This is a genomic window from methane-oxidizing endosymbiont of Gigantopelta aegis (genome assembly GCF_016097405.1).
Classification (GTDB): domain Bacteria; phylum Pseudomonadota; class Gammaproteobacteria; order Methylococcales; family Methylomonadaceae; genus Methylomarinum.
Genome location: NZ_JAEHGD010000002.1, coordinates 73876 through 98482, shown reverse-complemented (window position 1 = coordinate 98482; position 24607 = coordinate 73876). Strand labels below are relative to the sequence as shown.

General features: G+C 46.8%; 26 protein-coding genes, 1 other RNA gene and 1 pseudogene. 19 read left to right on the top strand and 9 right to left on the bottom strand.

Features of this window, described 5'->3' with window-relative positions; translation table 11 throughout:
- Window positions 1–319: 319 nt before the first annotated feature.
- The 3 genes from rnpB to rsmI form a co-directional block, all read right to left on the bottom strand.
- An RNA gene (gene rnpB / locus JEU20_RS11265) (RNase P RNA component class A) lies at window positions 320–686 on the bottom strand.
- 55 nt (window positions 687–741) lie between these two features.
- Window positions 742–1047: a hypothetical protein gene (locus JEU20_RS15630; RefSeq protein WP_342590510.1), complete on the bottom strand. Its 306-nt coding sequence runs from the start codon at window positions 1045–1047 to the stop codon at window positions 742–744.
- Window positions 1048–1058: 11 nt separating this feature from the next.
- Window positions 1059–1583: a 16S rRNA (cytidine(1402)-2'-O)-methyltransferase gene (gene rsmI / locus JEU20_RS15625; protein ID WP_342590509.1), complete on the bottom strand. Its 525-nt coding sequence runs from the start codon at window positions 1581–1583 to the stop codon at window positions 1059–1061.
- 86 nt (window positions 1584–1669) lie between these two features.
- Between rsmI and JEU20_RS11255 the strand changes: the two are divergent.
- The 6 genes and pseudogenes from JEU20_RS11255 to JEU20_RS11230 all read left to right on the top strand — a co-directional run.
- Window positions 1670–2602: pseudogene (locus JEU20_RS11255) on the top strand (IS5 family transposase); the annotation flags it as partial.
- A gap of 149 nt (window positions 2603–2751) precedes the next feature.
- On the top strand, window positions 2752–4611 hold the full coding sequence (locus tag JEU20_RS11250) for a penicillin-binding protein activator (RefSeq protein WP_198246164.1): 1860 nt from the start codon (window positions 2752–2754) through the stop codon (window positions 4609–4611).
- Window positions 4601–4969 (top strand): YraN family protein, encoded by a 369-nt coding sequence (locus JEU20_RS11245; protein WP_198246162.1) that lies wholly within the window; start codon window positions 4601–4603, stop codon window positions 4967–4969. Before JEU20_RS11250 ends, JEU20_RS11245 begins: the two co-directional genes overlap by 11 nt.
- Window positions 4966–5553, top strand: a complete 588-nt coding sequence (locus JEU20_RS11240; RefSeq protein ID WP_198246160.1) for an SIS domain-containing protein — start codon at window positions 4966–4968, stop codon at window positions 5551–5553. Before JEU20_RS11245 ends, JEU20_RS11240 begins: the two co-directional genes overlap by 4 nt.
- Before the next feature lie 61 nt (window positions 5554–5614).
- A complete protein-coding gene (locus JEU20_RS11235; protein ID WP_198246158.1) occupies window positions 5615–6313 on the top strand; it encodes a BON domain-containing protein in 699 nt (232 codons plus the stop codon).
- 68 nt (window positions 6314–6381) lie between these two features.
- Window positions 6382–7254 carry a sulfite exporter TauE/SafE family protein gene (locus JEU20_RS11230; protein ID WP_198246157.1) on the top strand — a complete coding sequence of 291 codons (873 nt, stop codon included), beginning with the start codon at window positions 6382–6384 and terminating at the stop codon, window positions 7252–7254.
- Here the strand turns inward: JEU20_RS11230 and JEU20_RS11225 are convergent.
- Complete coding sequence (locus JEU20_RS11225; RefSeq protein ID WP_198246705.1) at window positions 7187–7870, bottom strand: YggS family pyridoxal phosphate-dependent enzyme; 684 nt, start codon at window positions 7868–7870, stop codon at window positions 7187–7189. The two genes, JEU20_RS11230 and JEU20_RS11225, sit on opposite strands and share 68 nt — an antisense overlap.
- A gap of 92 nt (window positions 7871–7962) precedes the next feature.
- Between JEU20_RS11225 and JEU20_RS11220 the strand changes: the two genes are divergently transcribed.
- From JEU20_RS11220 to ispH, 11 genes are all read left to right on the top strand, one after another.
- Window positions 7963–9000 carry a type IV pilus twitching motility protein PilT gene (locus tag JEU20_RS11220; protein ID WP_198246155.1) on the top strand — a complete coding sequence of 346 codons (1038 nt, stop codon included), beginning with the start codon at window positions 7963–7965 and terminating at the stop codon, window positions 8998–9000.
- Between the two features lie 9 nt (window positions 9001–9009).
- Complete coding sequence (locus tag JEU20_RS11215; RefSeq protein WP_198246153.1) at window positions 9010–10143, top strand: PilT/PilU family type 4a pilus ATPase; 1134 nt, start codon at window positions 9010–9012, stop codon at window positions 10141–10143.
- Between the two features lie 133 nt (window positions 10144–10276).
- Window positions 10277–10864 carry a hypothetical protein gene (locus tag JEU20_RS11210; protein WP_198246151.1) on the top strand — a complete coding sequence of 196 codons (588 nt, stop codon included), beginning with the start codon at window positions 10277–10279 and terminating at the stop codon, window positions 10862–10864.
- A 111-nt stretch (window positions 10865–10975) separates the two neighbouring features.
- Window positions 10976–12148 (top strand): phosphoglycerate kinase, encoded by a 1173-nt coding sequence (locus JEU20_RS11205; protein WP_198246149.1) that lies wholly within the window; start codon window positions 10976–10978, stop codon window positions 12146–12148.
- 118 nt (window positions 12149–12266) lie between these two features.
- On the top strand, window positions 12267–12509 hold the full coding sequence (gene rpoZ / locus JEU20_RS11200) for a DNA-directed RNA polymerase subunit omega (protein ID WP_198246147.1): 243 nt from the start codon (window positions 12267–12269) through the stop codon (window positions 12507–12509).
- On the top strand, window positions 12509–14686 hold the full coding sequence (locus tag JEU20_RS11195) for a RelA/SpoT family protein (RefSeq protein ID WP_198246145.1): 2178 nt from the start codon (window positions 12509–12511) through the stop codon (window positions 14684–14686). Before rpoZ ends, JEU20_RS11195 begins: the two co-directional genes overlap by 1 nt.
- 3 nt (window positions 14687–14689) lie before the next feature.
- The gene (locus tag JEU20_RS11190) at window positions 14690–15088 is read left to right on the top strand and encodes a RidA family protein (RefSeq protein WP_198246142.1); all 399 of its coding nucleotides are present in this window, start codon (window positions 14690–14692) and stop codon (window positions 15086–15088) included.
- Entirely contained in the window at window positions 15022–17172 is a 2151-nt protein-coding gene (gene recG / locus JEU20_RS11185; RefSeq protein WP_281066860.1) for an ATP-dependent DNA helicase RecG, read from the top strand. The genes JEU20_RS11190 and recG overlap by 67 nt, the downstream gene beginning before the upstream one ends.
- Before the next feature lie 7 nt (window positions 17173–17179).
- Window positions 17180–17782 carry a chorismate--pyruvate lyase family protein gene (locus JEU20_RS11180; protein WP_245395233.1) on the top strand — a complete coding sequence of 201 codons (603 nt, stop codon included), beginning with the start codon at window positions 17180–17182 and terminating at the stop codon, window positions 17780–17782.
- Window positions 17783–18076: 294 nt separating this feature from the next.
- Window positions 18077–18565: a ribonuclease E activity regulator RraA gene (rraA, locus tag JEU20_RS11175; protein ID WP_198246135.1), complete on the top strand. Its 489-nt coding sequence runs from the start codon at window positions 18077–18079 to the stop codon at window positions 18563–18565.
- Window positions 18566–18602: 37 nt separating this feature from the next.
- Window positions 18603–19553: a 4-hydroxy-3-methylbut-2-enyl diphosphate reductase gene (gene ispH, locus JEU20_RS11170; RefSeq protein ID WP_198246133.1), complete on the top strand. Its 951-nt coding sequence runs from the start codon at window positions 18603–18605 to the stop codon at window positions 19551–19553.
- A 43-nt stretch (window positions 19554–19596) separates the two neighbouring features.
- On the opposite strand, the gene JEU20_RS11165 is transcribed toward ispH, so the two are convergent.
- Complete coding sequence (locus JEU20_RS11165) at window positions 19597–21324, bottom strand: potassium channel family protein (protein ID WP_214657308.1); 1728 nt, start codon at window positions 21322–21324, stop codon at window positions 19597–19599.
- Window positions 21325–21392: 68 nt separating this feature from the next.
- Window positions 21393–21776: a DUF6394 family protein gene (locus tag JEU20_RS11160; RefSeq protein ID WP_198246129.1), complete on the bottom strand. Its 384-nt coding sequence runs from the start codon at window positions 21774–21776 to the stop codon at window positions 21393–21395.
- A gap of 156 nt (window positions 21777–21932) precedes the next feature.
- On the opposite strand from JEU20_RS11160, the gene JEU20_RS11155 reads away from it, so the two are divergent.
- Window positions 21933–22292, top strand: coding sequence for a rhodanese-like domain-containing protein (locus JEU20_RS11155; RefSeq protein WP_198246127.1), 360 nt, complete (start codon window positions 21933–21935; stop codon window positions 22290–22292).
- Window positions 22282–22677, top strand: a complete 396-nt coding sequence (locus tag JEU20_RS11150) for an RNA-binding S4 domain-containing protein (RefSeq protein ID WP_198246125.1) — start codon at window positions 22282–22284, stop codon at window positions 22675–22677. Before JEU20_RS11155 ends, JEU20_RS11150 begins: the two co-directional genes overlap by 11 nt.
- On the opposite strand, the gene iscA is transcribed toward JEU20_RS11150, so the two are convergent.
- The 3 genes from iscA to iscR are packed head-to-tail and all read right to left on the bottom strand — an operon-like array spanning window position 22674 to window position 24594.
- Window positions 22674–22997, bottom strand: a complete 324-nt coding sequence (iscA, locus tag JEU20_RS11145) for an iron-sulfur cluster assembly protein IscA (protein WP_198246123.1) — start codon at window positions 22995–22997, stop codon at window positions 22674–22676. The genes JEU20_RS11150 and iscA overlap by 4 nt on opposite strands.
- A 1-nt stretch (window position 22998) precedes the next feature.
- Window positions 22999–24093, bottom strand: a complete 1095-nt coding sequence (locus JEU20_RS11140; RefSeq protein ID WP_198246121.1) for a cysteine desulfurase family protein — start codon at window positions 24091–24093, stop codon at window positions 22999–23001.
- A 15-nt stretch (window positions 24094–24108) separates the two neighbouring features.
- The gene (gene iscR / locus JEU20_RS11135) at window positions 24109–24594 is read right to left on the bottom strand and encodes a Fe-S cluster assembly transcriptional regulator IscR (protein WP_198246119.1); all 486 of its coding nucleotides are present in this window, start codon (window positions 24592–24594) and stop codon (window positions 24109–24111) included.
- Window positions 24595–24607 lie beyond the last annotated feature (13 nt).

The following is a 24607-nucleotide window of genomic DNA, read 5'->3' as shown; positions in this document are numbered from 1 at the left end:
TTTCTTTCTCGGTAATGGTGAACGGCGAATTATGGAAATGAAATTAAAGAGCCACTGCGTAACATCAGTTAACAAGTGTAAATGCCATTTTCCAACGCAGAAATGGCGGATTTCAGGGGATACCCTGAGTAGTTACAAAAATAATATTGAGATTAACTGTAAATCTTTTTTTGTGGAGGGAGGATAAAAGACCGATCAAGCGGTTTTAAAAGAACCTTTGAGGACTAAAAGGAGCTGTGTTCAAGGCAACACAAAAACGTGATACACATCTCAATCCTAACAAAAAAGATATGCCGACCAATTGTTAAAAACACTTTGAATGGTGAGCTGGCCTGTAAGCCGGGTTCTGTCGTGAACAGCCATTCATCTAGGCATCAGGTCGCCCTGATGCTCAAGCAATCTACCCAGGAACCGCGCGGGCCGCGCGTCTGTTCCTCTATTTGATCTTGCTCCGGGTGGGGTTTACCCTGCCACTGCTGTTGCCAGCAGCGCGGTGCGCTCTTACCGCACCATTTCACCCTTACCTCTCACCTACAATCTTTGACTCTAGGTGAGGGGCGGTATATTTTCTGTGGCACTTTCCGTGGACTCACGTCCCCAGGCGTTACCTGGCACCCTGCCCTGCGGAGCCCGGACTTTCCTCTGTGTTATTTTTGCAACAACACAGCGACTGTTCGGCCAGCTCAATTCTTATTATACCCTGATATCCTAAAAATTACTTACCTTCTGTCATTTTCAAAGCTAACTGATAAAGATTTTTTTACGATGACCGGTGATTTTCGCGGCCAGGCTTGCAGCTGTTTTGACAGAACACTCACTCAACAAAATAGCTAATAAAGCTTCGTCGTCTTGTTGTGACTGTTCGCTCTCTTCATCAACTGCTTCAGCGCCCGCCACTATTACAACAAATTCACCCTTACGCATATTGGGATCATTATTGACCTGCTCGCAAATATTTGACAGTGGACCTCTGACAATCGTTTCATGTAATTTGGTCAATTCTCGCGCAATGACGCATTCACGCTCAGGTGGTAAAACTTCAAGCATATCACTTAGGCTTACTTGAATTCTGTGGCTGGACTCATAAAAAGCCCAGGTCCACTCCACCTGCTGTCGCGCGGCAAAAAACGCTTTCGCGCAGATGTTGTACGTGGCGGAAAACCTTCAAAACTAAACCGTGTTATCGGCAGTCCAGACACTGACAATGCGGCAATCAATGCACAACTACCTGGGATAGGTGAGACTTTTACACCCTGCTCTCGCGCCAACTTGACCAAGGGCATGCCGGGGTCGCTCAACAACGGTGTCCCCGCATCCGATATCAAGGCTACGGTTGCGCCATTTTTGATTTTTTCGATCAGCTGAGGCGCTTGCTTTTCTTCATTATGCTGATGCAGTGAAACAACTTGCGTTGAAATACCATAATGTTGCAGCAACAAGCGTGCATGCCGTGTATCTTCTGCGGCAATCAAATCCGCCTGCTGTAATATTTCCACCGCACGAAAACTAAAATCAGCTAAATTGCCAATAGGAGTTGCAACGACATATAACTGACCTGCCTCGGATGCATTGTCTGTTTGCATAGTCTGCCTTTAAAATTTTGCTAAAAAAGGCTTTGTTGCATAAATCATAAGGATCCCCATAGTATAGGGTATGGACAAGAAAAAACAAACAACGCTACAAACTAAAGAATTGGTCGAATTACAATCAAGCCTTGATCAATCGAGGTTCATTGACGCTATGGTTCGAAGAATCCATGATCAAGCAATGGCATCAGCCTGAAAAGACAGGCTATAGAGGAAGCCCGATGACGTATTCTGATACTGCTATTCAATGCGCATTGACCCTGAGAGAACTCTTTAAGCTGCCGTTGAGAGCGACACAGGGATGTTTGTTGTCGTTAGTCCAGTTATTAAAGCTGTCTATCCAGATTCCTCATTACAGTACATTAAGTCGCCGCCAGCAAACTCTGGAGGTTCGGCTGCCTCGTTCAAGCAGTCGAACGCCAAGACACTTAGTCGTCGATTCGACCGGCTTAAAAGTCTACGGTGAAGGCGAGTGGAAAGTTCGCAAACATGGTGCCAGCAAGCGCAGAACCTGGCGTAAACTCCATATCATGGTTGATGCACAAACGCAGGAAGTCGTGGCAGTTGAGATGACGGCTAATTTTGTTGGTGATTCCGAAGTCTTGCCGGATTTATTAGAGCAGCTGGATGAACACGACCAAGTTGCCAGTGTGGCGGCGGATGGCGCTTATGATACGATCCAGTGTCATCAGGCGATTCGTAACAAAGGCGCCGATGCATTGATACCGCCGCGGGAAGGGGCGGTGGAATGGCCGAGTGATGAAGATGGGAGAACTCATCCAAGAACAGCGATTGTTCAACGTTGCGCTGAAATCGGGAGAAAGGCATGGAAACAAGAAAGTGGTTATCATCAACGCAGCCTGGCTGAAACGGCTATGTTTCGCATCAAAACGCTCTTTAGTGGCCAATTAAAAAACCGGACCTTTGCGGCTCAGATGGTTGAGGCGTATCTCCGCGTCGGCGCAATGAATAAAATGACAGGCCTGGGTATGCCTGAAAGTTATTCTGTTTCATGAATAAAGACTGGAATTTAAGAAAAGAGTACGCTGTGGATTATTTATGCAACAAAGCCCTAAAAAAAGGGAATTTTTTACGATTTACAGTACACTTAGGAGCAATGCCCACAGCATGCTGATTGATTCACTTTAACAAAAGTACGCTTTCTATGACCAGTCAACGCCCTTTCTCTTTACTTTTTATCGCCATTATCTTACTACCAGCTTGCAAATCGGTACCCGCTAACCAGCCTTTCCTTGAACAATCTCGGCAAGCCAAAAGCATGATGGATAACAGCCAATATGAGCAAGCTGCACGGGTATATCAAAACCTGTCGCAAAACGCGCCGCAGCAGCCTGAATACCGTCTGAGAGCCGCTGAAGCCTTACTAAAAGCAGGTGAGTCAGAGCATGCTCAATCCTTGCTTTCATCGATTCCTCGCCAACAACTTGATCCTCTGCAAACAGCCTTATTCGCATTGCTAGGCGCCCAAATTGACCTTGATCAGGGAAATGCCGAGAGTGCATTGACAAAACTCAATCAAATTTCGGCCGAACAACTCGATCTCTCGCATCAGCGCGATTATTTTAGCGCGCTTGCTTTTGCAAGGGCCTTGTCGGGTGATGTTCTCGGCAGCGTTCAGTCGCGTATTCAACTGGGCCAGCGATTACTAGATCCTGAAGCCATCCGAAAAAACAATATCGCCATCATCGAATCCTTAAACCGGCTACCCCGGCAAACTTTGATTCTGCAACAACCTGCTGCCCCCGATACCTTAGCCGGCTGGATGGCACTGGCCGATTTACTTAAACAACGCACAATTGATCCTGATTTGTTTCAACTTCAGCTCGCCCAATGGCAAGCACAATTCCCGAATCATCCGGCGAACGGAGATTTTCTGGATCAGCTGTTGCAACATGCCCCCACTCAATTCAATACCCAGCCCACAACAATCGCCGTATTCCTGCCGCTATCAGGGCGTTTTGCCAAAGCCGCCGCGATCATAAAGTCCGGCATTCAGGCGGCTCACAGTGTTGATTCAAACTCAGCACCCACGAATATTGTTTTTTATGACAGCAATGTCGACAACCCTGTCGCGCTGTATCATCGCGCGATTAACGCCGGTGCCGAACTGATTATTGGCCCATTACAAAAAGCAACGATTACAGCATTATCCACAGCCGACAAGCTGCCTGTTTCCGTCCTGGCGCTCAACCAGGCAGATCATATCTTTAAGGAAAACCTTATCCAGTTTGGCTTAAGCCCTCGTGATGACAGCCGGGAGATTGTAACTTTGGCTTGGCTGAACGATCATCGCAAAGCCTTGTTTTTGCTCCCTGACACCCATAAGGGCCACAGATTGATGGGTTATCTGGGAGAATTCTGGCAACAACAAGGCGGCCGTATTCTTGAAAGCCGTTTTTACGCCCCGAGCAGCTTTGATTTCTCAGCCGCCATCAAAACCTTGATGAACCTGGATGAAAGCGAACGACGTTACCACCGCTTGGTCCGCCGTCTCAATCGCAATATTCAATTTGAGCCCCGCGCACGCACCGATGCCGACAATATTTTTCTGATGGCTACACCGGATACGGCACGTTCGTTAAATCCGCAACTTAAATTTTACGGTGCGCGTCATGTGCCTGTTTATGCCACCTCTGATATCTATAGCGGCATACCGATGCCACGTCAGGACAACGACCTGAATGGCATCCGGTTTTGTGATATTCCCTGGTTTTTTCCAGATATTTATGCTGACGAACCTTCTTTTAACAGTCTGCTTGTCGATCTGCAAAATACCCCTTACACCTACCGCCGCTTACTGGCGTTAGGCATTGATGCCTACAATATGATTCCATTCTTGAATGAAATGCGTGACCGTGAGTATGCGGGTGCCAGCGGCCGCCTCTTGCTCACCCAGGACAATCACATTATCCGCCATCTGGTTTGTGCCGATTTTGAAAATGGCATCCCGGCCAATCCACAGTATCTAACCGATATCGAAACCGACGATTTCTATGACGACTAAACGCCAAACGCAACAACAAAAAACAGGTGCGGACGCGGAACAGAAGGCACTTGAGTTTTTAAGTAAGCAAAAACTCAAACTGCTCACCCGTAATTATCGCTGCCGCAGCGGTGAACTGGATCTGATCATGCAGCATAATGACACCTTGGTGGTCGTCGAAGTTCGCTATCGCCACTCCGATCGCTTTGGCAGCGCGCTGGAAAGTATTACGCCACACAAGCAATCCCGTATAATAGCGGCAACCCAGCATTATGTGCTGCAACACAACATTAACCCGATTATCCGTTTTGATGTCATCGCCATCAGCGGCGATAGCCACATTGACTGGATACAAAACGCTTTTCAATCCCGCTTATGAGCTTTAAGGAACGCATCACCGAGAACTTTTCACAAGCCATACAACTGCAACAGGAATGTATGGTCGATTTGCCCGAGTTGATTGAATTCGCCTCACAATTAATGGTAGCGGCGCTGGTCAACGACAAAAAAATCATCAGCTGCGGTAATGGCGGCTCATCCGGCAATGCGCTGCACTTTTCCGCCCTGATGCTGAACCGGTTTCAACGCGAACGCCCATCTTTGCCCGCCATCACGCTGAATGCCGATGCTTTGACCTTGACCTCTATCGCCAATGATTATCATTTTGACGATGTTTTTGCCAAACAGCTCAGGGCATTAGGGCAGGAAGGTGATGTTTTATTGTGTTATACCACCAGCGGGAATTCGGCAAATATTTTGAAAACCGTTACCGTCGCGCAGGAAAAAAATATCCCGGTTATCGCGCTGACAGGACAAAGCGGTGGCTCCCTAGCGAATATTTTGAACGAAACTGATCTTGAAATTCGTGTGCCAGCAACACTCGCACCCCGCATTCAGGAAACACACTTACTGATCACACACTGTTTATGTGACCTGGTCGACCATCAGCTCTTTGGAGGCTAATGCAGCCCCCTTTGAATTCGGTACTCGATTCATGCAAAGGCATTTTCGACAAACCATTTAAATGACTGGTCATAATCCGAGGTATTATCATGTATATCAACAGGTTAAATACAACATGCAATTAGTGATTTTAATTAAAGGGCACAGCACTAATATGAAAAAACTCCTCGTTTTACTACCACTACTGTTCGGTACGAACGCCTGCACAACTGTCGCAACGGGTGCAGCCGAAGCATCTGGCCTGTCCTTGTTACACGATAGGCGAACCAGTGAAGCCTTGCTGCGGGATGAAAAAATAGAAATTGATGCTGGCATCGAACTGAATGCCGATGATGAGATTCGGGACAAAACCCATATTAATGTCACCGCCTATAACGGCATTGTTTTGGTGACAGGTGAAGCGCCGACAGCGGCTTTACGTGACAAAATCATTGCCATAATCAGAACCATCCCCGGTGTCAAAATAGTCCACAACGAAATCGCTCTAGCCGAGCCAAGTCCGTTAAGCAGTCGCGCCCATGACACCCTGCTGACGACCAAGGTTAAATCAGCTATCAGTGAAATCCGCACAATTCCAGGCTTTGACGCCACCCGTATCAAAGTGGTGACCGAAAACGGCGTCGTCTATCTGATGGGACTGGTACACCGTAACGAAGGCTATGTTGCCGGAGAAATGGCGCGGCGCGTCAACGGCGTTAAACAAGTGGTCAAAATTTTTGAATATATTGATGAAAGTATTCCAGATAAAAATACCATCTGACATGCACACATTCCTTTCCAAACAACCGGCAACCCATAAAGCCCGGTTTTAACCCATTATCATAACGCATGGAACTGATTCACATTGCAGCCGGCGCCTTGGTCGGACTTATCATCGGTCTAACTGGCGTCGGTGGCGGCTCGCTGATGACACCAATACTGGTGCTCGGATTTGGCATTACGCCTGCCATAGCCGTCGGAACTGATTTAATGTACGCCGCCATCACCAAAAGCAGCGGTGTCTTCTTTCACCACAAAAACAAAACCGTCGACTGGAAAGTTGTTTTACTGCTCGGCAGCGGCAGCGTTCCTTGCACTCTGCTGACCATTTGTCTGCTCGAACAGCTCAAACAGCAGCACATCAATTACGATCATCTGATTATCGGCACGCTCGGCGTCATGCTGGTACTGACCGCAGCGATCATTGCCTTAAAAAACCGCCTACTCAATTTTATCCATAACAAGCACAATGACAATGCCGTCATTCGCATGATTCGCGATTATCGCCCGCATATCACCGTATTGTCCGGTTGCTTGTTGGGCATCGTCGTCACCTTATCGTCGGTCGGTGCTGGTGCTATCGGCTCAGCTATTTTATTTATTCTCTATCCCTACAAACGCCCTATTAACATTGTTGGCACCGACTTGGCACACGCTGTCCCTTTAACGGCCATTGCCGGATTTGGCCATCTCCATTTCGGAACGATTGATTTCAGCCTGCTAACGGGTCTGTTATTAGGCGGTTTACCGGCCATTTATCTCGGTAGCATGATCGGCAAAAAATTACCAGACACCATTTTACGGCCGGTTATCATATTTATTCTTTTAGCCATGGGAATAAAGCTGCTGTTATCGCAATTCGATGTCGGTCATCTTATGGATACTGCCTTGGCCCAAATAGCCCCGTCCCTACCCGTACAATCGTCGCTCCCTCAGCAATAGCCGCCTCCAAATCAGCGGACATCCCCATTGAAAAGGTATCCAGCGGAGTACCGGATAAGGCATTAACAGCCTGATGCAGTTGGGCAAACGGCTGTCGTTGCTTTTGAAAATCCTGTTCCGGCTCAGGGATGGCCATCACACCGCGTAATCGAAGACGCGGCAATGACCTGACAGCATCAATTAATTCTGGCAAATCCCCCAGACTGATACCGGATTTGCTCGCCTCGCCACTGATATTGACTTGTAAGCAGATATTCAACGGCGGCAATGTATCGGGTCTTTGATCACTGAGCCTACGCGCAATCTTCAGCCGATCGACGCTATGCACCCAACTAAAATGCCTGGCAATTACTTTGGTTTTATTCGACTGAATCGGGCCGATAAAATGCCAACTGATATCAAAAGCTGCCAACGCCGATTGTTTTAGCACAGCCTCCTGCACATAGCTCTCGGCAAAATGCCGCTGACCTAAGCGATACAAAGCCACAATATCACTTGTCGGTTTGGTTTTACTGACAGCCAACAACAAAACATCCCCTTTATCTCGCCCGGCTGCCTGCTCGGCTTCTCGAATACGTTGCTTAACCTGTCGCCATTTGTTTGCTATCGTTTCCATCCCACTATTAAACAACAGCCCTTCCAAAATTCAAAGACCTGAACTATGGTTAAGGCTATCAATCCTAATTTAATTTCTTACAGGATAGCAAAATGGATATTTCGGAATTATTAACCTTCTCCGTAAAAAGTAACGCCTCAGACTTACATTTATCCGCCGGCTTACCCCCGATGATTCGGGTTGACGGCGATATTCGCCGTATCAATATTCCAGCCTTAGATCATAAAGAGGTCCACGCCTTGATTTATGACATCATGAATGACAAACAGCGACGTGATTATGAGGAATTTTTGGAAACCGATTTCTCTTTTGCCTTGCCCGGTGTTGCCCGCTTCAGGGTCAATGCCTTCAATCAGGAGCGCGGTGCTGGCGCGGTATTTAGAACCATCCCCTCTGAAATACTTTCATTAGAACAGCTCAAAGCGCCCCGTTTTTTTGAAGAAGTGTGTAAAAAACCCCGCGGATTGATTCTGGTCACAGGACCGACAGGCTCGGGTAAATCGACCACGCTGGCCGCCATGATCAACCATATCAACAACACCGAATATGCTCATATTTTAACCGTTGAAGACCCGATCGAATTCGTTCACGAAAGTAAAAAGTGTTTGATTAACCAACGCGAAGTCCACCGCGATACACTCGGTTTTAACGAAGCCTTGCGCTCTGCATTGCGGGAAGACCCTGATATTATCCTGGTCGGTGAAATGCGGGATTTGGAAACCATTCGTCTGGCGCTGACAGCGGCCGAAACTGGCCACCTGGTATTCGGCACCTTACATACGACATCGGCAGCTAAAACCATCGACCGGATTATCGATGTTTTCCCTGCTGCAGAAAAAGACATGATTCGTTCTATGTTATCTGAGTCGCTGCAAGCGGTCATCTCACAAACCCTGCTTAAAAAAATCGGCGGCGGCCGGATTGCGGCACATGAAATCATGGTTGGTACCCCCGCGATTCGTAACTTGATTCGTGAAGCAAAAGTAGCACAGATGTATTCTGCCATTCAGACCGGTCGCAAAGAAGGCATGCAAACCCTGGATCAAAACCTGAAAGAATTAGTCGACCAAGGTCTGATTACCGCGAAAACAGCAATGGCCAAAGCAGTTAATAAAAGCCAATTCCGCTAGGAGATAACAATGGATTTTAATGCTCTGTTAAAAATTGTGATGGAAAAAAAGGCCTCCGATCTGTTTATCACCGCCGGCAGACCGCCTTCGATAAAAGTCGATGGTCGTATCATGGATTTATCCAAGACTCCGTTGACTGCCGAACAAACCCAAAAAATTGTTCTCGGTGTAATGAATCAACAACAACGCGATGAGTTTGAACACACTCGAGAATGCCAATTTGCCATCAGCAGTACCGGATTAGGCCGCTTCCGGGTCAGCGCATTTACCCAACGCGATGCGGCAGGAATGGTGTTAAGGCGCATTGAAACTTATATTCCAAGCGTAGAAGAATTACATATCCCATCCATTTTAAAAGACCTTATCATGACCAAAAGAGGTCTGATTATTTTTGTCGGTGCCACCGGTACCGGTAAATCAACCTCCCTCGCCGCCTTGATTGACCATCGCAATGAAAACAGCAGCGGTCATATTATCACCATTGAAGACCCGATTGAATTTTTGCATCCACATAAAGGCTGCATTATCACCCAGCGCGAAGTGGGAATTGATACCGAATCGTATGAAGTTGCCTTAAAAAACACCTTGCGCCAGGCACCCGACGTTATTCTGATTGGTGAGGTTAGAACCCGGGAAACCATGCAACATGCCATCACCTTCGCCGAAACCGGTCACCTTTGTCTTTGCACCTTGCACGCCAATAACGCAAACCAGGCACTAGACCGAATTTTACATTTTTTTCCCGATGAAATGCACCGCCAATTATTTATGGATTTATCCTTGAATTTACGTGGCATTGTAGCCCAACAACTGATCCGACGGGCCGACGACAAAGGGCGTTATCCTGCTGTCGAAATCTTGCTGAATACGCCGTTAGCCTCTGATTTTATTCGTAAAGGTGAAGTTCATAAATTAAAAGAACTGATGAAACAATCGCGTGAACAAGGTATGCAAACCTTTGACCAAGCGCTCTATGATCTCTACACCAGTGGTAAAATAAGCTATGAAGATGCCTTAAACTCTGCCGACTCCAGAAATGAAGTACGCCTGATGATCAAGCTCGGTGCTGAAAACGCTGGCACACTAGATACCGGCATCACGCTGGAAGAAACCGAGGAAGAACGCAATGGCGGGCTTTATTAAAAGCCAAACTTTATAGGAATGCGCCACAATGTGCGCTTTCAAAACGCCCGTTGAAGAATCGTATACTCAGTCCGCAGTGGCCAATAAAACTGAAAGCATTGATAAAACCTGACTAACAAGCGGACAATTAATCATGAATAACACGGTAAATGACTTACTCGAAGAAATAAAAGCCCTGGAAAAAAAACTTGTTGACGAAATTCAGAAGAAACAACAGGATGCCAACTATCAGATTAACGCCGAAGATATCACCTTTAAACCAGCAACTCGGCAACGCCATAAAAAACAACTGCAATCCCTTTTTGATTATTTTTCCCATGCCTCTATTGGCAATATTCTCAGCGCGCCTATCATATGGGCCGTTTTATTCCCTACCATTATGCTCGATATCAGTGTCAGTCTTTATCAGGCCATCTGCTTCCCAATTTACAAAATCCCGAAAGTAAAACGCCACGATTATATTGTTTTTGACCGGCATTATTTAAGCTATCTCAATATCATCGAAAAACTCAACTGCGCCTATTGCAGCTACTTTAATGGCCTGATCGCCTATGTCCAGGAAATCGCCGCACGCACAGAACAATATTGGTGCCCGATAAAACACGCCCGCCGCATTAGTACCTTGCACAGCCGTTATCAACATTTCCTCGATTATGGCGACGCCGAAGCATACCGAGCATTTAAAGAACAAACTCGCCGGCGATTCAATGATGTTGAGTAAACTGGATTTTCATGCGCTATTGCCGCGAACACTCTATAATATCCCGCATCGTGCCCAAATGTGGCGCCTCTTTTAACCTGAGTCCAATTACTGAAAATTTGAGGAAAATCTATGGCAATAAAACGAATGGCCGATCTTGATCTCTCCGGCAAACGTGTTCTTATTCGGCAAGACCTGAATGTTCCGATTAAAGATGGCAAAGTCGCCAGCGACCTGAGAATCAAAGCCAGTATCCCAACCATCAAACTGGCACTCGAAAAAGGTGCCGCCGTCATGGTGATGTCGCATTTAGGCCGACCAACTGAGGGGGAGTTTTCCGAAGAATTCAGTTTGGCACCTGTCGCCGACAGAATGTCTGAATTGCTGGAAAAACCTGTTCGCTTGGAACGGGACTGGCTGGACGGCGTTGAGGTTGCGCCTGGCGAAGTCGTGCTATGTGAAAATGTCCGTTTTAATAAGGGTGAAAAGAAAAATGACCCTGAACTTGGCAAAAAAATGGCGGCCTTGTGCGACATCTTCGTCATGGATGCATTCGGCACCGCGCACAGAGCACAAGCCTCCACACACAGCGTTGCACAATTTGCCCCGGTCGCCTGTGCAGGCCCCTTGCTCAGCGCAGAACTCGATGCCTTAGGCAAAGCGCTGGAACATCCAACCAAACCATTGATCGCTATCGTCGGTGGATCTAAAGTATCCACAAAACTCACCGTACTCGAAAGCCTGTCGCAAAAAGTCGACCAGCTCATCGTTGGTGGTGGTATCGCCAATACCTTCATTGTGGCTGCGGGCTACCCGGTTGGTAAATCACTCTACGAAGAAGACCTAGTCGATGAGGCTAAACGCTTGATGGCACAGGCAAAAGCCAATGGTTCAGACATCCCTGTTCCGGTTGATGTGGTCTGCGCCAAAGAGTTTTCTGAAACTGCTGAAGCAACCATCAAAAACGTCGCCGATGTCGCCGAAGACGATATGATTCTGGATATTGGCCCTGAAACCGCCAAACAATATGCTGACATCATTCATAAGGCGGGAACGATTGTCTGGAACGGCCCCGTCGGTGTATTTGAAATCGACCAATTTGGTGAAGGCACCAAAACCGTTGCAATGGCTATTGCCGAAAGCTCAGCCTTTTCAATTGCCGGCGGTGGCGATACATTAGCAGCTATCGATAAATATGGCATCAACGATCGTGTTTCTTACACATCAACTGGTGGTGGTGCTTTTCTGGAATTTCTGGAAGGTAAAAAGTTACCTGCCGTTGAAATCCTAGAACAACGCGCCTGATTTCAAACTTATTCCGCCAGCATTGCCTGGCGGAATAATCACCTATATAATGAAAGGTTCCTTCGTAAACTCGAATATGTTATCACCCGGGTTTGAAATCACTATTGGATTGTAAAAAATGGCTAGAATTACTGTTGAAGATTGTTTGGAAACCATTGAAAATCGTTTCAAGCTGGTGTTATTAGCAAGCAAGCGTGCCAGACAACTGGAAAAAGGCGCGGACCCTCTTGTTGAACCAGAAAAAGACAAAAACACCGTGCTGGCATTACGTGAAATTGCCGCCGGCAAGGTAACTGAAGACAACATCGATCTCCTTCACAATGTGGGTGACGTCCCGGATAATCGAGTTGAAACGCTTTAATGCCCGACACCGACTTAACGCTTAGCCCCCCTGATCCGCAAACGCCTGAAGATAAACTATTCGGGCGTCTCTGTCAGATTCTGGATCAATATCTGGAGCCTGATCAAATCAACGATATTGTACGCGCCTATCATGTCGGTGCAGAGGCGCATAAACACCAGGTTCGAAAAAGTGGCGAAGCCTATATTTGCCACCCGGTCTCAGTCGCCATCACGCTGGCCGAAATGCGCATGGATGCCCGCGGCATCATGGCGGCCATTCTGCATGATGTCATCGAAGACACCGACGTCACTTACCAGCAATTGGCGGACATGTTCAGTACGGAAGTCGCCGATTTAGTCGAGGGCGTCACCAAGCTAACCAAACTTGACAATAAATCCCGGGCCGAAAAACAAGCGGAAAATGTACGTAAAATGTTTTTAGCCATGGCTAAAGACTTCCGTGTCATTATGGTTAAACTGGCTGATCGTTTACACAATATGCAAACCCTTGGCGCCATGCCAGCTAATAAAAAACGCCGCATCGCCAAAGAGACACTGGAAATTTACGCGCCTATCGCCAACCGGTTGGGTATGAATAAAATACGTCACCAACTGGAACACCTAGGCTTCAAGGCGCTTTACCCCTGTCGCTACAAGGTTTTGCAGCATGCCGTCAAAAAAATTCGCGGCCATCGCAAAGAAATTATCGACACCATTCAAAGCGCAATCGCTCAGCGTCTGCAACAAAGCGGGATAACAGCGACAGTAGAAGGTCGAGAAAAAAATATCGCTAGCATCTATCAAAAAATGGTGCAGAAAAAAATTCCTTTTTCCGATGTTTTTGATGTCTATGCCTTCCGCATCCACTGCGACAGCGTTGAAGACTGCTATCTGACGCTGGGCTGCGTGCATAATTTATTCAAACCGATACCTGGTCGCTTCAAGGATTATATTGCACTACCTAAAGCCAATGGTTATCAATCACTGCACACCGTTTTAATTGGCCCTTATGGCGTACCGATTGAAATCCAGATTAGAACCCATGAAATGCACCGCATGTCAGAATCGGGCATTGCCGCGCATTGGTTATATAAATCAGATAACCATGAAAGCGCTCAGGCTAGAGCCAACGAATGGCTGAGGGATTTACTGGAAATCCAAAAAAGTGCCGGCGATTCGCTAGAATTTATCGAAAATCTAAAAATAGATCTATTCCCACAAGAAGTCTTTGTGTTTACCCCGGAAGGTGACATTATAAAGTTACCACGCGGCGCAACCATCATTGACTTTGCCTATGCCGTACATACCGATATTGGCAACACTTGCGTATCCGCACGCATCGATAAAAAGCTGGTGCCGTTACAAACACAATTGGAAAACGGCATGACGGTTCAAGTCATCACCGCCGCCTGGGCCAGACCCAACCCACTATGGCTGAACCATGTTGTCACCGCCAAAGCTCGCAGCGGCATCCGTAACTATTTGAAAAACTTCAAACAACAAGAAGCCATCGATCTCGGGCGGCGGCTGCTGGACAAAGAATTACAAGCTATTACTCATCAAACACTAGATGACATCGACAAAGACAAAATACAACAGCTTCTTCAAACCTTGAAGCTGGATTCACTGGACGCACTTCTGGAAGATATTGGCCTGGGCAACAAAATGCCGCTATTGATTGCCAAACGTCTTAATCAGTCTGATATTTCTGCCGCCGTCAAACTCGATACCACAGAACAGCAAACCAGTGCCTCGCCCTTAATCATCAAGGGCACAGAAGATATGGTCGTTACCCTGGCAAAATGCTGCCATCCCATTCCCGGCGACCCGATCATCGGATTTTTCAACCCGGGCAAAGGCATTGTGGTACACCATTCAGATTGCCGCAACAGCCATGATGTCCGAAAAAAACAGACAAACTGGCTGGATGTAGAATGGTGTAAAGAAACACAAGGTGAGTTTCCGGTTGAAATCCGCCTCGAGTTGTTAAACCAACGCGGCACATTAGCAACGATTGCCGCTACCATTTCCAGCATGGATTCAAATATTGAAAATGTCACCGTTGTCGGGCAAGATGAGCGTGTTTCGGTTGATCTTATCACCCTGACGGTCAAAAACCGGGTACATTTAGCCAATATCATCCGAAAACTAAAAAAATTGAATATTGTTTTAAAACTTACTCGAATCAAAGCCTAAATCATGAGCAAACACGTTATTTTTACCGATAAAGCCCCACAAGCCATTGGCACCTATTCTCAAGCGATCAAAGTCGATACAACCGTCTATTTATCCGGCCAGATTCCATTGGACCCTGAAACAATGGAAATTATCGATGGTGACATTCGAGACCATATCCGGCGTGTTCTGGAAAACCTGAGTGCAGTCTGTGAAGCAGGCGGCGGCAGTTTAAACGACATCGTCAAACTAAATGTCTATCTGACCGACCTGGCTAATTTCCCTATTGTCAACGAAATCATGGGGGAGTATTTTGACCAGCCCTATCCTGCACGCGCTGCAGTCGGCGTTGCCGCATTACCCAAAGGCGTTGGCGTGGAAATGGATGCCATCATGGAAATCAACGAGCCTTACAGCATTTAAAACGACACCTAAAGGCAAGCATGGACAACTCCCGGCAACCGGTTTCAATACTCAAAGGTATTGGCCCACAATCGGTTGCCAAGCTAAAAAAACTGGGCATTCATTGCCTGCAAGATTTACTGTTTCACCTCCCTTATCGCTACCTGGATAAAACCCGTTGTCATGATATTGCCCATCTTACCGCCGGCGAATCGGTCTTGATTAGCGGTATTATCGAATCAACAACGGTTTTACCCCATGGTAAACACAATCTGATCGTACTATTACGTGATGATAGCGGCAGCATTCCGTTACGTTTTTTTCATTACACAGCCGGCCAACTCAAACAACTTAAACCCGGTGTACGTCTGCGCTGTTTTGGCGAAATTCGCCATGGCTATCAGAGTCTAGAAATGTCACACCCTGAATACACGATTGTCGATTCGCAAGACACAATAACCGAACAGCACTTAACGCCGGTTTACCCAACTACCGAGGGGTTGCACCAGGCCACACTGCGTAAAGCCATCGACCAGACGTTGACATTACTCGGCGGCCAACTTGATGACCATTTACCCGACCATCTATGCCAGCAATATAATTTCCCACCGCTTTTACAAGCCCTGGAAATTCTGCATCATCCATTACCCTATCAAAATTCAGATTCGGATGCTCATCGCGCCGCCCTCGCCCGCCTAGCCTTTGAAGAGTTATTGGCGCATCATTTAAAAATGCTGCAAGGCAAACAGCACAGTAAACAATGGCAAGCCCCAGCGTTTGAACATGATGACGCACTTAAACAACGCTTTCTCGGCCAGCTTCCGTTTCAGCTCACCTCGGCGCAGCAACGTGTCATCGCTGAAATTGAACACGATTGCCGCCAACACAAACCGATGCTCCGACTGGTACAAGGTGATGTCGGATCGGGTAAAACCGTCGTCGCCGCAATCGCTGCCTTAATGGCCTATGCCTCAGGTTATCAAGTCGCACTGATGGCACCGACCGAACTTTTGGCTGAACAGCATCTGAACAATTTTCGGCAATGGCTCTTGCCATTAGGTATTGAACCCTTTTTTCTCAGTGGCCAACTCAAAGGCAAACAGCGTACACAGACCCTGAGTGCAATTAACAGCGGCGAAGCCCGGCTCGTCATCGGCACGCACGCCCTGTTTCAAGAACAAGTCGATTTTGACCGCCTGGGACTGATTATCATCGATGAGCAACACCGCTTTGGCGTCCATCAACGCCTGGCACTGCGCGAAAAAGCCACGCCAACCGGCATGAAGCCTCATCAGTTGGTGATGACCGCAACCCCGATTCCCCGCACACTGGCCATGTTACAGTATTCCGACCTCGATATTTCCATCATCGATGAATTGCCGCCCGGCCGAAAACCTGTCATTACTTGCGTGATTCCAGCTAGCCGAAGAGATGAAGTCATCGACAGAATTCGGCAATGGGCCGGGAAACGACACCAAAGCTACTGGGTTTGTACCCTGATTGAAGAATCGGACAGCTTACAATGTGAAGCGGCTGAAAAAACGGCCGACTATCTGGCTGAAGCCTTGCCAAATTTGCGTATAGCGCTGGTACATGGACGCATGAAAGCGGCTGAAAAAGAACGCATTATGCAAGATTTCAAGGCACACCAGTATGATTTGCTGGTCGCTACCACCGTCATTGAAGTGGGTGTGGACGTACCCAACGCCAGCCTGATGATTATCGAAAATGCTGAACGCTTAGGTCTCTCACAGCTCCATCAGCTACGCGGCAGGGTCGGACGTGGCCAACAAGACAGCTATTGTTTGCTGCTCTATCAAGCCCCTTTGTCCGAAACCGGTAAACAGCGTCTGGCTATTTTACGCGAAAGCCAGGATGGCTTTGTCATTGCCGAGAAAGACCTGGCTTTACGCGGCCCAGGCGAAGTCATGGGTACACGACAAACCGGCCAAATCAATTTTAAAATAGTCGAGTTGAGCCGCGATCAACATCTTTTGGATAAGGTGCAAGATGCCGCGCAATACATCCTCTCGCAACATCCAGAATCCATCCCTGACATTATCGACCGATGGCTCAGCCATCATAACCCATACGCCGAGGTGTGACGACAACGTGCCGTGCAATAACAGTTTTCTATTCTTAAAAGAGCCCACTTGGAAAAATAACCGCCCCGATCTGCGCCACCCAATTCCTACAGCCGCCAAGTCATGGATTTATGAAACCAGCTCATTGACCCAGCGGCTGCGTGACAGTTACCCCGGCCAAATCCAGGTCAAAATCCTGTTTCATCAATGGAAACCTGCTTATCCTAGCGAATGCGCACTCTTAAAACTCGATCACCACCGCTATCAGCTGATTCGGGAAGTCCTGCTGCATGCTGGCGATACACCTTTGATTCTAGCTCGAACGATTTTACCGGAAAAGACCATTAAAATTGCCAAACGCAATTTATCGCACCTAGGCACCCGGCCCTTAGGCGAAGTCATCTTTGCCTATCCCAATCTTGAGCGCCGGCAACTGCAAATCAGCCATATTGCAAAAAAATACTGGTCGCCCCACTTGAGTGAGCAAACCAAATTGCCTGATAATATCTGGGGCAGACGCACTGTCTATGTGATTCAAAACCAGCCTCTGCTGGTCAGCGAATTCTTCCTGCCTGCCGCATTATCGTTAACGAATAATTCGCACCACGGCGATTTTTCAGTTAAAACATAACGATTGAAAGCGATAACGGTGACAATTAAAAACTGATGTTACGCAGTGACTTTATGGATTCCTTTGTTTCCACTGCGTTACCCCGGAATGACGATTCCCAAGAAATTTCGGTAAGCGGTGATGATCGGGTTTGAATGGGTCTAATGAATAGACACTTCAGACTACTGAGAACACAGAGAATGAAACCGTACAGTAAGGATGAAAGGAAGATTATGTAAATGCGATTGAAGAGCCGCTGCGTAACATCAGTTAAAAAAGTACCCAAAAGGTACTGTACTCGTAATGGAGAAAAAAATGACTCACTATGCCACAGCCGACCTTTGTGACCGCTACTCCGAGCAGGAGCACTTTCAGATTGGCGAACCCTTGTTTAAACGCTTCGGCCAACAAACCGCTTTTCATGGCCAAATAAGCACACTGCGCGTATTCGAAGACAACACCTTAATCAGGCAAGCACTGCAAGAAACCGTTGAAAACAGAATTCTGGTCGTTGATGGTGGCGGCTCGCATCGTTGCGCATTACTCGGCGGAGATCTGGCACGCATGGCTGTAGACAATGGCTGGAATGGTATTATTGTGTACGGCTGTATTCGGGATTCCGATCAAATCAACCAGTTACCGATCGGTATTCGCGCCTTGAACACACACCCACTAAAAAGCCGTAAACACGGCCATGGCGAACGCGATATCATGATTACTTTTGCCGGCATCAATTTTAGAAAAGATCATTTTCTGTATGCCGATAATGATGGAATTATCGTCTCCGACCATGAATTAGGGTAAAATCCTTGTTAACTTAACCTAGTAAAAGACTCAAGATATGCAAATTGTACTCGCAAATCCTCGCGGCTTCTGCGCCGGTGTTGACCGCGCCATTGAAATTGTCGATAAAACAATCGAAGCGTTTGGCGCTCCCATCTATGTCCGCCATGAAGTCGTGCATAACCGCACCGTCGTCGATGAACTCAAAGAAAAAGGCGCTATTTTCATCGAAGACCTGAACGATGTTCCGATCGGCTCCTATTTGATTTTCAGTGCGCACGGCGTGTCCAAAAAAGTCCAGCAACAAGCTAAAGAGCGTAACCTGATTGTTTTTGATGCAACCTGCCCCCTAGTGACTAAAGTCCATATCCAGGTCGCTAAACATGCCCAACAAGACCGGGAAGTCATCCTGATCGGTCATGCCGGTCACCCCGAAGTCGAAGGAACAATGGGGCAATATCAGAAATGTACCGAAAATGGCGATATTTATCTTGTCGAAACACCTGAAGACGTTAAAAATCTAAAGGTCAATAACCCGGAAAATCTGGCCTATGTCACCCAAACGACGCTCTCGATGACCGATACCCAGGTCATGGTCGATGCACTTAAAGAAACCTTCCCGGCGATTCAAGAACAGAAAAAAGACGACATCTGCTATGCCACGCAAAACCGCCAGGATGCGGTACATGACCTAGCTGAAAAATCGGACCTGATTCTAGTGGTCGGCTCGCCGAACAGTTCAAATTCCAATCGTTTGCGCGAGATCGCCGAACAACTTGGAAAACCCGCTTATCTGATAGACACCTACCAAGACATGGATAAATCCTGGCTAGATGGCGTTGATGTCGTCGGTGTGACAGCAGGTGCTTCTGCGCCTGAAGTTCTCGTTCAGGAAGTCATCAACCAACTCAAACAATGGGGCGGCGAAAGCGTTATAGAAAATGAAGGTATCGAAGAAAAAGTCGTTTTCTCATTACCCAAAAACCTGAAAAAACATATTACCGCTTAAAGTCTCAGGCAATTCTAAGGCCGCCGTGTAGGCGGCTTTACCATCAAGCTTCGGCTTTAAATTTACCTGGCACCAGCCCTTTTTTGCCTCTTTTGGCCAACCACCATCGAATCAAGCTGCTTCTAGGTAAATACTTGCCTTCTAGCACATAAAACAGATTGTACTCATTATTCAATGTTGCATTAAACAAACGATGGGCTAAACGCGTCGAGCAAAACAGAATTTGGTCACCCTCTTTCACCTTAAAATCATCTTTCGGCAAAATATATTCTTGATCCCCTTGCTTTATCACAAACACAACCATATCCAACCGCTTCTCGCGGTCTCTAGGGTCGCGCTGTAGATCGCCTAAACGCACTGTCTTTCCCGATCGTAATCGTTTTAACAACGCACTGCTCTGTTCTTCATCAACTTCAATTGTAATCAAATGTGGATTACGTTTGCCGATACGTTCACGCAACAAGCGGATAACCTGTTTCATTTCTGCTTCTCGGCCAGGTTTATCCGCTAACAGATAACCGAAGAACTTCTTTAGCAGCGGCGCAATCAACAGGAATAGAATTTTTCGCGCAGTGACTAAAGAGGGCTGCATAATCATATCGACATTCGAAGCATTGAATGCCACTGCATTATGATGTCGATTTTGTCGAACAATGGTAAATAAATTCTTGTTGAAATAGCGAGCATTCAACAAAATACCCAAATTATGGCCATCATCGTCGGTCGCTGCAATGATACCGACTGAATTCTCTATCCCGGCTTGCGATAAAGTCTTAGCTGTGGTTCGACCAACGATATAATGTTCGATATATTCGTTTTTTGTCGTGTTCTTGGGGTCCGGGTCGATAATCGATGTTCTCATATTATATTTGGTCAACACCCGGTTAACCTCATGCCCCATTCGCCCGTAACCACAAATTATCCAGGTTCCTTGTGGTGGCTTGACATATTTATCCAGCCGCGCCCCACGATCCCGTACCAGCCAATTATTCAAGGCATAAAAGCCAGGATTATGCATGGCCGCCGCTAACACCTTGGCATAGGTTTTGAATGGATCGACGATATGTACTTCACCGCCTAAGGTCACTAATGTTTCCTCAAATACATCGACTTTCGACATCGTGATAATGCCCACGTTCTTATTTAACGCGCGCGCCAACGCCGATATTTTCAAATTGCTTTCTTCGTTATTGGTAATGGCCACAACAGCCTTGCAATGGCGACTTCGAATACCCGCTTCTAGCAAATGTTTTGGCACGCCGGCATCGGCACAAAGCCCCGGCATAGACACCGTATAGTTACGAAGCTGTAAAGCTTTAATCCGCTCTTCGTCAATATCGATAATCACGGCGGATTTACCATAATCACTCAAGCCGCGCGTTAACACACTGCCGGTATCGCCAAAACCACAGATGATGAAAAAAGGCCCGGGAATCTTGCGCACCTGCCTTGAAAAACGCCACTCGGCTAATGCCCGAATAAAAAATGGATTTTGCATCAAGTGAATGATGCTCCCGATCGCATATAACCAGGTGATGACACTGACATACAGACAAGCAATTGCCCAAAATCGTTGCGCATCACTAAACGGTATTGGAATTTCACCGAAACCCGTTGTCGTTGCCGTGTAAGTCATGAAATAAAACGCATGAAAAATACTCATATACTGCGTTTTTCCATCAATAACCGGCCCTGGAATAAAAACCATTCCAAGAATAGATATGGCATAAACAACAATCAGTGCAATAATTGGCGTGCGCATTTCGCGCATGACAATAAAAGAAACTCTGCTTATATCAACGACATCTGCCATAGGAATTAAGACCGCCTGAACGCTATTTATAGCCGTGACATTAATGTTTCGGCAACCAAAATCACAGCTGATATGATATTGGCAATCAAGGCACCGCCCGTAAAAGAAACGATACTGGCCATCACTTCTGGCGTTAACCCGGTTTCGGTCACATGCACCACAACCGTCCAATAAGTTGCCGCCGCCACCAGCTGTAAATCAGCCACCAGGCTCGTTGCCAACAATACCGCACCAATTTGTGAGCGATCACCAAACTTTAAAACCGTTGCGATAAAATTAACAATAATAACGGCAAATAGCTCGAACACACTATGATGTGCAGGATTATCAAGCTCACCAAGAAAGAAACCGAAATTCAATGTGAGTGCTAAAACGACAAAAAAACCAAAAACAACTTTTTCAAAATTCATTGCATTACCTTAGATGAAACTAGCGCGATTAGCGGATACTCATCTTATTTTAGCTAAAACGTTGTATTCCTGATAGCAATAACACTAAAATAGCAGTGGCTAATGTATATCATTTTTTGCTAATATACTATTTTTTAATCTACTGGAGAGAAAACAATGGCTTTAACCGCAATGGATCTCGTAGCCTCGGCCAAACAAAATATTCAAGAAGTCTCAATTGACGAGGCTAAACAGCAACTTGATCAATACCTTATTTTGGATGTCAGAGAGCCTGAAGAATACAGTCAAGGCCATCTTCCTCATGCCATCAATATCCCGCGCGGCGTGTTGGAATTCAAGATTGGTGCACACCCTGCTTTCCAAAATGCAACAGACAGAGCGATCCTGGTCTATTGCAAAACCGGCGGACGCTCGGCGCTAGCCACAGAAACCTTAAAAAAACTAGGGTTCGAAAAAGCCGTCAGCATGGCAGGAGGCTTTGACAGCTGGAAAGACGCGGGTTACGATGTCGAATGAATTGACTCAGCTTAGGATCGATAAATGGCTATGGGCTGCGCGTTTTTTTAAAACGCGCAGACTCGCATCAGAGGCTGTCTCGGGCGGTAAGGTTCATATCAACGGCCAGCGCTGTAAACCCTCTAAAGAGGTTAGAATTGGCGATGCCTTACATATCAGCAAAGATCAATACAGCTGGGATATTACTGTTAAAGGCATTAACAAACAGCGAAGGCCAGCCAGCGAAGCGGTATTACTGTACGAAGAAAAGACTGAAAGCATTGAGAAACGGCGTGAACAAATCCGTTTAAACAAGGAGCGGCAGGCATTATTACCGCATAAAGAGCGAGAAAGACGCCCGACTAAAAAACAACGCCGTCAAATTCACCGCTTTAAACAAAGCTAAACAGAAAAGCTTTCTCCACAACCACAGGTCCCTTTGACATTAGGATTGTTAAACTTGAAGGCCTCATTCAGACCTTCGCGGGCATAATCAAGCTCCACTCCATCTAAATATTCCAAGTCAGATTTTTTGACGATGACTTTTACGCCATTTTGCTCAAAAATGGTATCGTCATCGGTCAATTGCTCGGCATAATCTAAAACATAGGCATAACCTGAACACCCTGACGGCTTAACGCCCAGTCTTAAACCAATGCCCGAGCCCCTTTTAGCCAATTGTTTTTCAATTTGTTTCGCCGCACGTTCGGTCAATGTAATCGCCATATCAAGTCCTTATAATGTTCTTTAAGTTTTCAATAAATGTATCGATTTCCTGCATCGTATTCGCTTTGCCAAAACTCACACGAATCGCGCCCTTTGCGGTTTGTTCATCAACCCCCATAGCCAGCAACACCGCGCTAGGCTCGCCACCACCTGATGAACAGGCAGAAGCACTGGAAACAGCGATATTTTTCTGATCCAATTGCATTTGCAACATTTCACCATCCACCCCTGCAATCGAAAATTGAACGGTATTTGGCAGCCTATCCACTTTTTCCGAAAAAATAACACACCCCGGAAGCTTTTTTAACTCCGTTTCTAAATGCAAACGCAATTGCAATAAAAGTTGCCAGCGTGGCTCAAGTTCAGACCTTGCCAGCTCACACGCTTTACCAAAACCGACGATGGCGGCAACATTTTCGGTCCCCGCTCTAATCCCCGATTCCTGACTACCACCACGCAACAATGGTTTCAGTGTAAAATCACGCGCGGCAATCAACGCACCACAACCTTTCGGGCCATAGAGTTTATGACTGGACAGGCTCATCAACTGTGCATTTAATGCGTCAAATTCCAGCGCTATTTTACCGGCGGCTTGTACCGCATCGGTATGACAGACGATACCTTGTTCACGCAATCTGGCAAAAACCGGCGCAATATCCTGGACAACACCGGTTTCATTATTCGCACGCATGATTGAAATGAAATCATTAGCCTCTAACCCCAAATCGTCAATGGCCGCATCAAGCACTTGGCCTTGAGTATTGACAGGCACTGTCGTAATGGGCTGGTTTTGAGGCACAACAGCTAAAACGGAAGGGTGCTCAATCGCTGAAGCCACACAACGATGTCCTGGCGCAAGTTGCGCTAAAGCCAAATTATTCGATTCGGTTCCACCGCTGGTGAAAACAACTTGAGACGAATGAACACCTACAAGCTCGGCCACTTGTTCACGCGCCGTCTCAATGGCCGTTCGTGATAAGCGCCCAAGCCGATAAAGACTCGAGGGATTACCATAAAACCGCTTTAAAAACGGCAGCATCGCATCGAACACCGCCTCGTCAAGCGGCGTCGTGGCATTATGATCGAAATAGATCATAGGCTTACAATCATTTTATACTGAAACCTGGTCTTGCCGAGTCTGGAATTTAATCACCGCCGCCGCATCCTGATCTTGCCGCATTGCCACTTTATTCACAAAGTCTTTTTCCATCAAAGAAGCTAAAGAAATCCCTTGTAAATACTGTCGGATTTGTTCGCTCAAGCCCATCCACAAATCATGGGTTAAACAGGGCAAATTATTTTGACAATCCCCCGCTCCACCACATTTAGTCGAATCGACCTGCTCATCCACCGCCGTGATGATGTCGGCAATACTGATTTCATCGGCCGGGCGACTCAAACGATAACCTCCGCCAGGACCACGCACACCCTTCACCATGCCGGCCTTACGCAAACGTGCAAATAATTGTTCTAAATACGAGAGCGAAATGGTTTGACGCGTTGCAATATCCGTTAATGTCACCGGTTTGTTTTGACTATGAAATGCCAAATCCAGCATTGCAGTAACCGCATAACGGCCTTTTGTTGTCAGCCTCACTGAGACACCTATA

What these genes read in the sequence shown, in the direction of transcription:
- JEU20_RS15630 (WP_342590510.1), bottom strand. Translation starts at nt 1,047, where the DNA reads ATGCTTGAAGTTTTACCACCTGAGCGTGAATGCGTCATTGCGCGAGAA.
- rsmI (WP_342590509.1), bottom strand. Translation starts at nt 1,583, where the DNA reads ATGCAAACAGACAATGCATCCGAGGCAGGTCAGTTATATGTCGTTGCA.
- JEU20_RS11250 (WP_198246164.1), top strand. Translation starts at nt 2,752, where the DNA reads ATGACCAGTCAACGCCCTTTCTCTTTACTTTTTATCGCCATTATCTTA.
- JEU20_RS11245 (WP_198246162.1), top strand. Translation starts at nt 4,601, where the DNA reads ATGACGACTAAACGCCAAACGCAACAACAAAAAACAGGTGCGGACGCG.
- JEU20_RS11240 (WP_198246160.1), top strand. Translation starts at nt 4,966, where the DNA reads ATGAGCTTTAAGGAACGCATCACCGAGAACTTTTCACAAGCCATACAA.
- JEU20_RS11235 (WP_198246158.1), top strand. Translation starts at nt 5,615, where the DNA reads ATGACTGGTCATAATCCGAGGTATTATCATGTATATCAACAGGTTAAA.
- JEU20_RS11230 (WP_198246157.1), top strand. Translation starts at nt 6,382, where the DNA reads ATGGAACTGATTCACATTGCAGCCGGCGCCTTGGTCGGACTTATCATC.
- JEU20_RS11225 (WP_198246705.1), bottom strand. Translation starts at nt 7,870, where the DNA reads ATGGAAACGATAGCAAACAAATGGCGACAGGTTAAGCAACGTATTCGA.
- JEU20_RS11220 (WP_198246155.1), top strand. Translation starts at nt 7,963, where the DNA reads ATGGATATTTCGGAATTATTAACCTTCTCCGTAAAAAGTAACGCCTCA.
- JEU20_RS11215 (WP_198246153.1), top strand. Translation starts at nt 9,010, where the DNA reads ATGGATTTTAATGCTCTGTTAAAAATTGTGATGGAAAAAAAGGCCTCC.
- JEU20_RS11210 (WP_198246151.1), top strand. Translation starts at nt 10,277, where the DNA reads ATGAATAACACGGTAAATGACTTACTCGAAGAAATAAAAGCCCTGGAA.
- JEU20_RS11205 (WP_198246149.1), top strand. Translation starts at nt 10,976, where the DNA reads ATGGCAATAAAACGAATGGCCGATCTTGATCTCTCCGGCAAACGTGTT.
- rpoZ (WP_198246147.1), top strand. Translation starts at nt 12,267, where the DNA reads ATGGCTAGAATTACTGTTGAAGATTGTTTGGAAACCATTGAAAATCGT.
- JEU20_RS11195 (WP_198246145.1), top strand. Translation starts at nt 12,509, where the DNA reads ATGCCCGACACCGACTTAACGCTTAGCCCCCCTGATCCGCAAACGCCT.
- JEU20_RS11190 (WP_198246142.1), top strand. Translation starts at nt 14,690, where the DNA reads ATGAGCAAACACGTTATTTTTACCGATAAAGCCCCACAAGCCATTGGC.
- rraA (WP_198246135.1), top strand. Translation starts at nt 18,077, where the DNA reads ATGACTCACTATGCCACAGCCGACCTTTGTGACCGCTACTCCGAGCAG.
- ispH (WP_198246133.1), top strand. Translation starts at nt 18,603, where the DNA reads ATGCAAATTGTACTCGCAAATCCTCGCGGCTTCTGCGCCGGTGTTGAC.
- JEU20_RS11165 (WP_214657308.1), bottom strand. Translation starts at nt 21,324, where the DNA reads ATGCGCGAAATGCGCACGCCAATTATTGCACTGATTGTTGTTTATGCC.
- JEU20_RS11160 (WP_198246129.1), bottom strand. Translation starts at nt 21,776, where the DNA reads ATGAATTTTGAAAAAGTTGTTTTTGGTTTTTTTGTCGTTTTAGCACTC.
- JEU20_RS11155 (WP_198246127.1), top strand. Translation starts at nt 21,933, where the DNA reads ATGGCTTTAACCGCAATGGATCTCGTAGCCTCGGCCAAACAAAATATT.
- JEU20_RS11150 (WP_198246125.1), top strand. Translation starts at nt 22,282, where the DNA reads ATGTCGAATGAATTGACTCAGCTTAGGATCGATAAATGGCTATGGGCT.
- iscA (WP_198246123.1), bottom strand. Translation starts at nt 22,997, where the DNA reads ATGGCGATTACATTGACCGAACGTGCGGCGAAACAAATTGAAAAACAA.
- JEU20_RS11140 (WP_198246121.1), bottom strand. Translation starts at nt 24,093, where the DNA reads ATGATCTATTTCGATCATAATGCCACGACGCCGCTTGACGAGGCGGTG.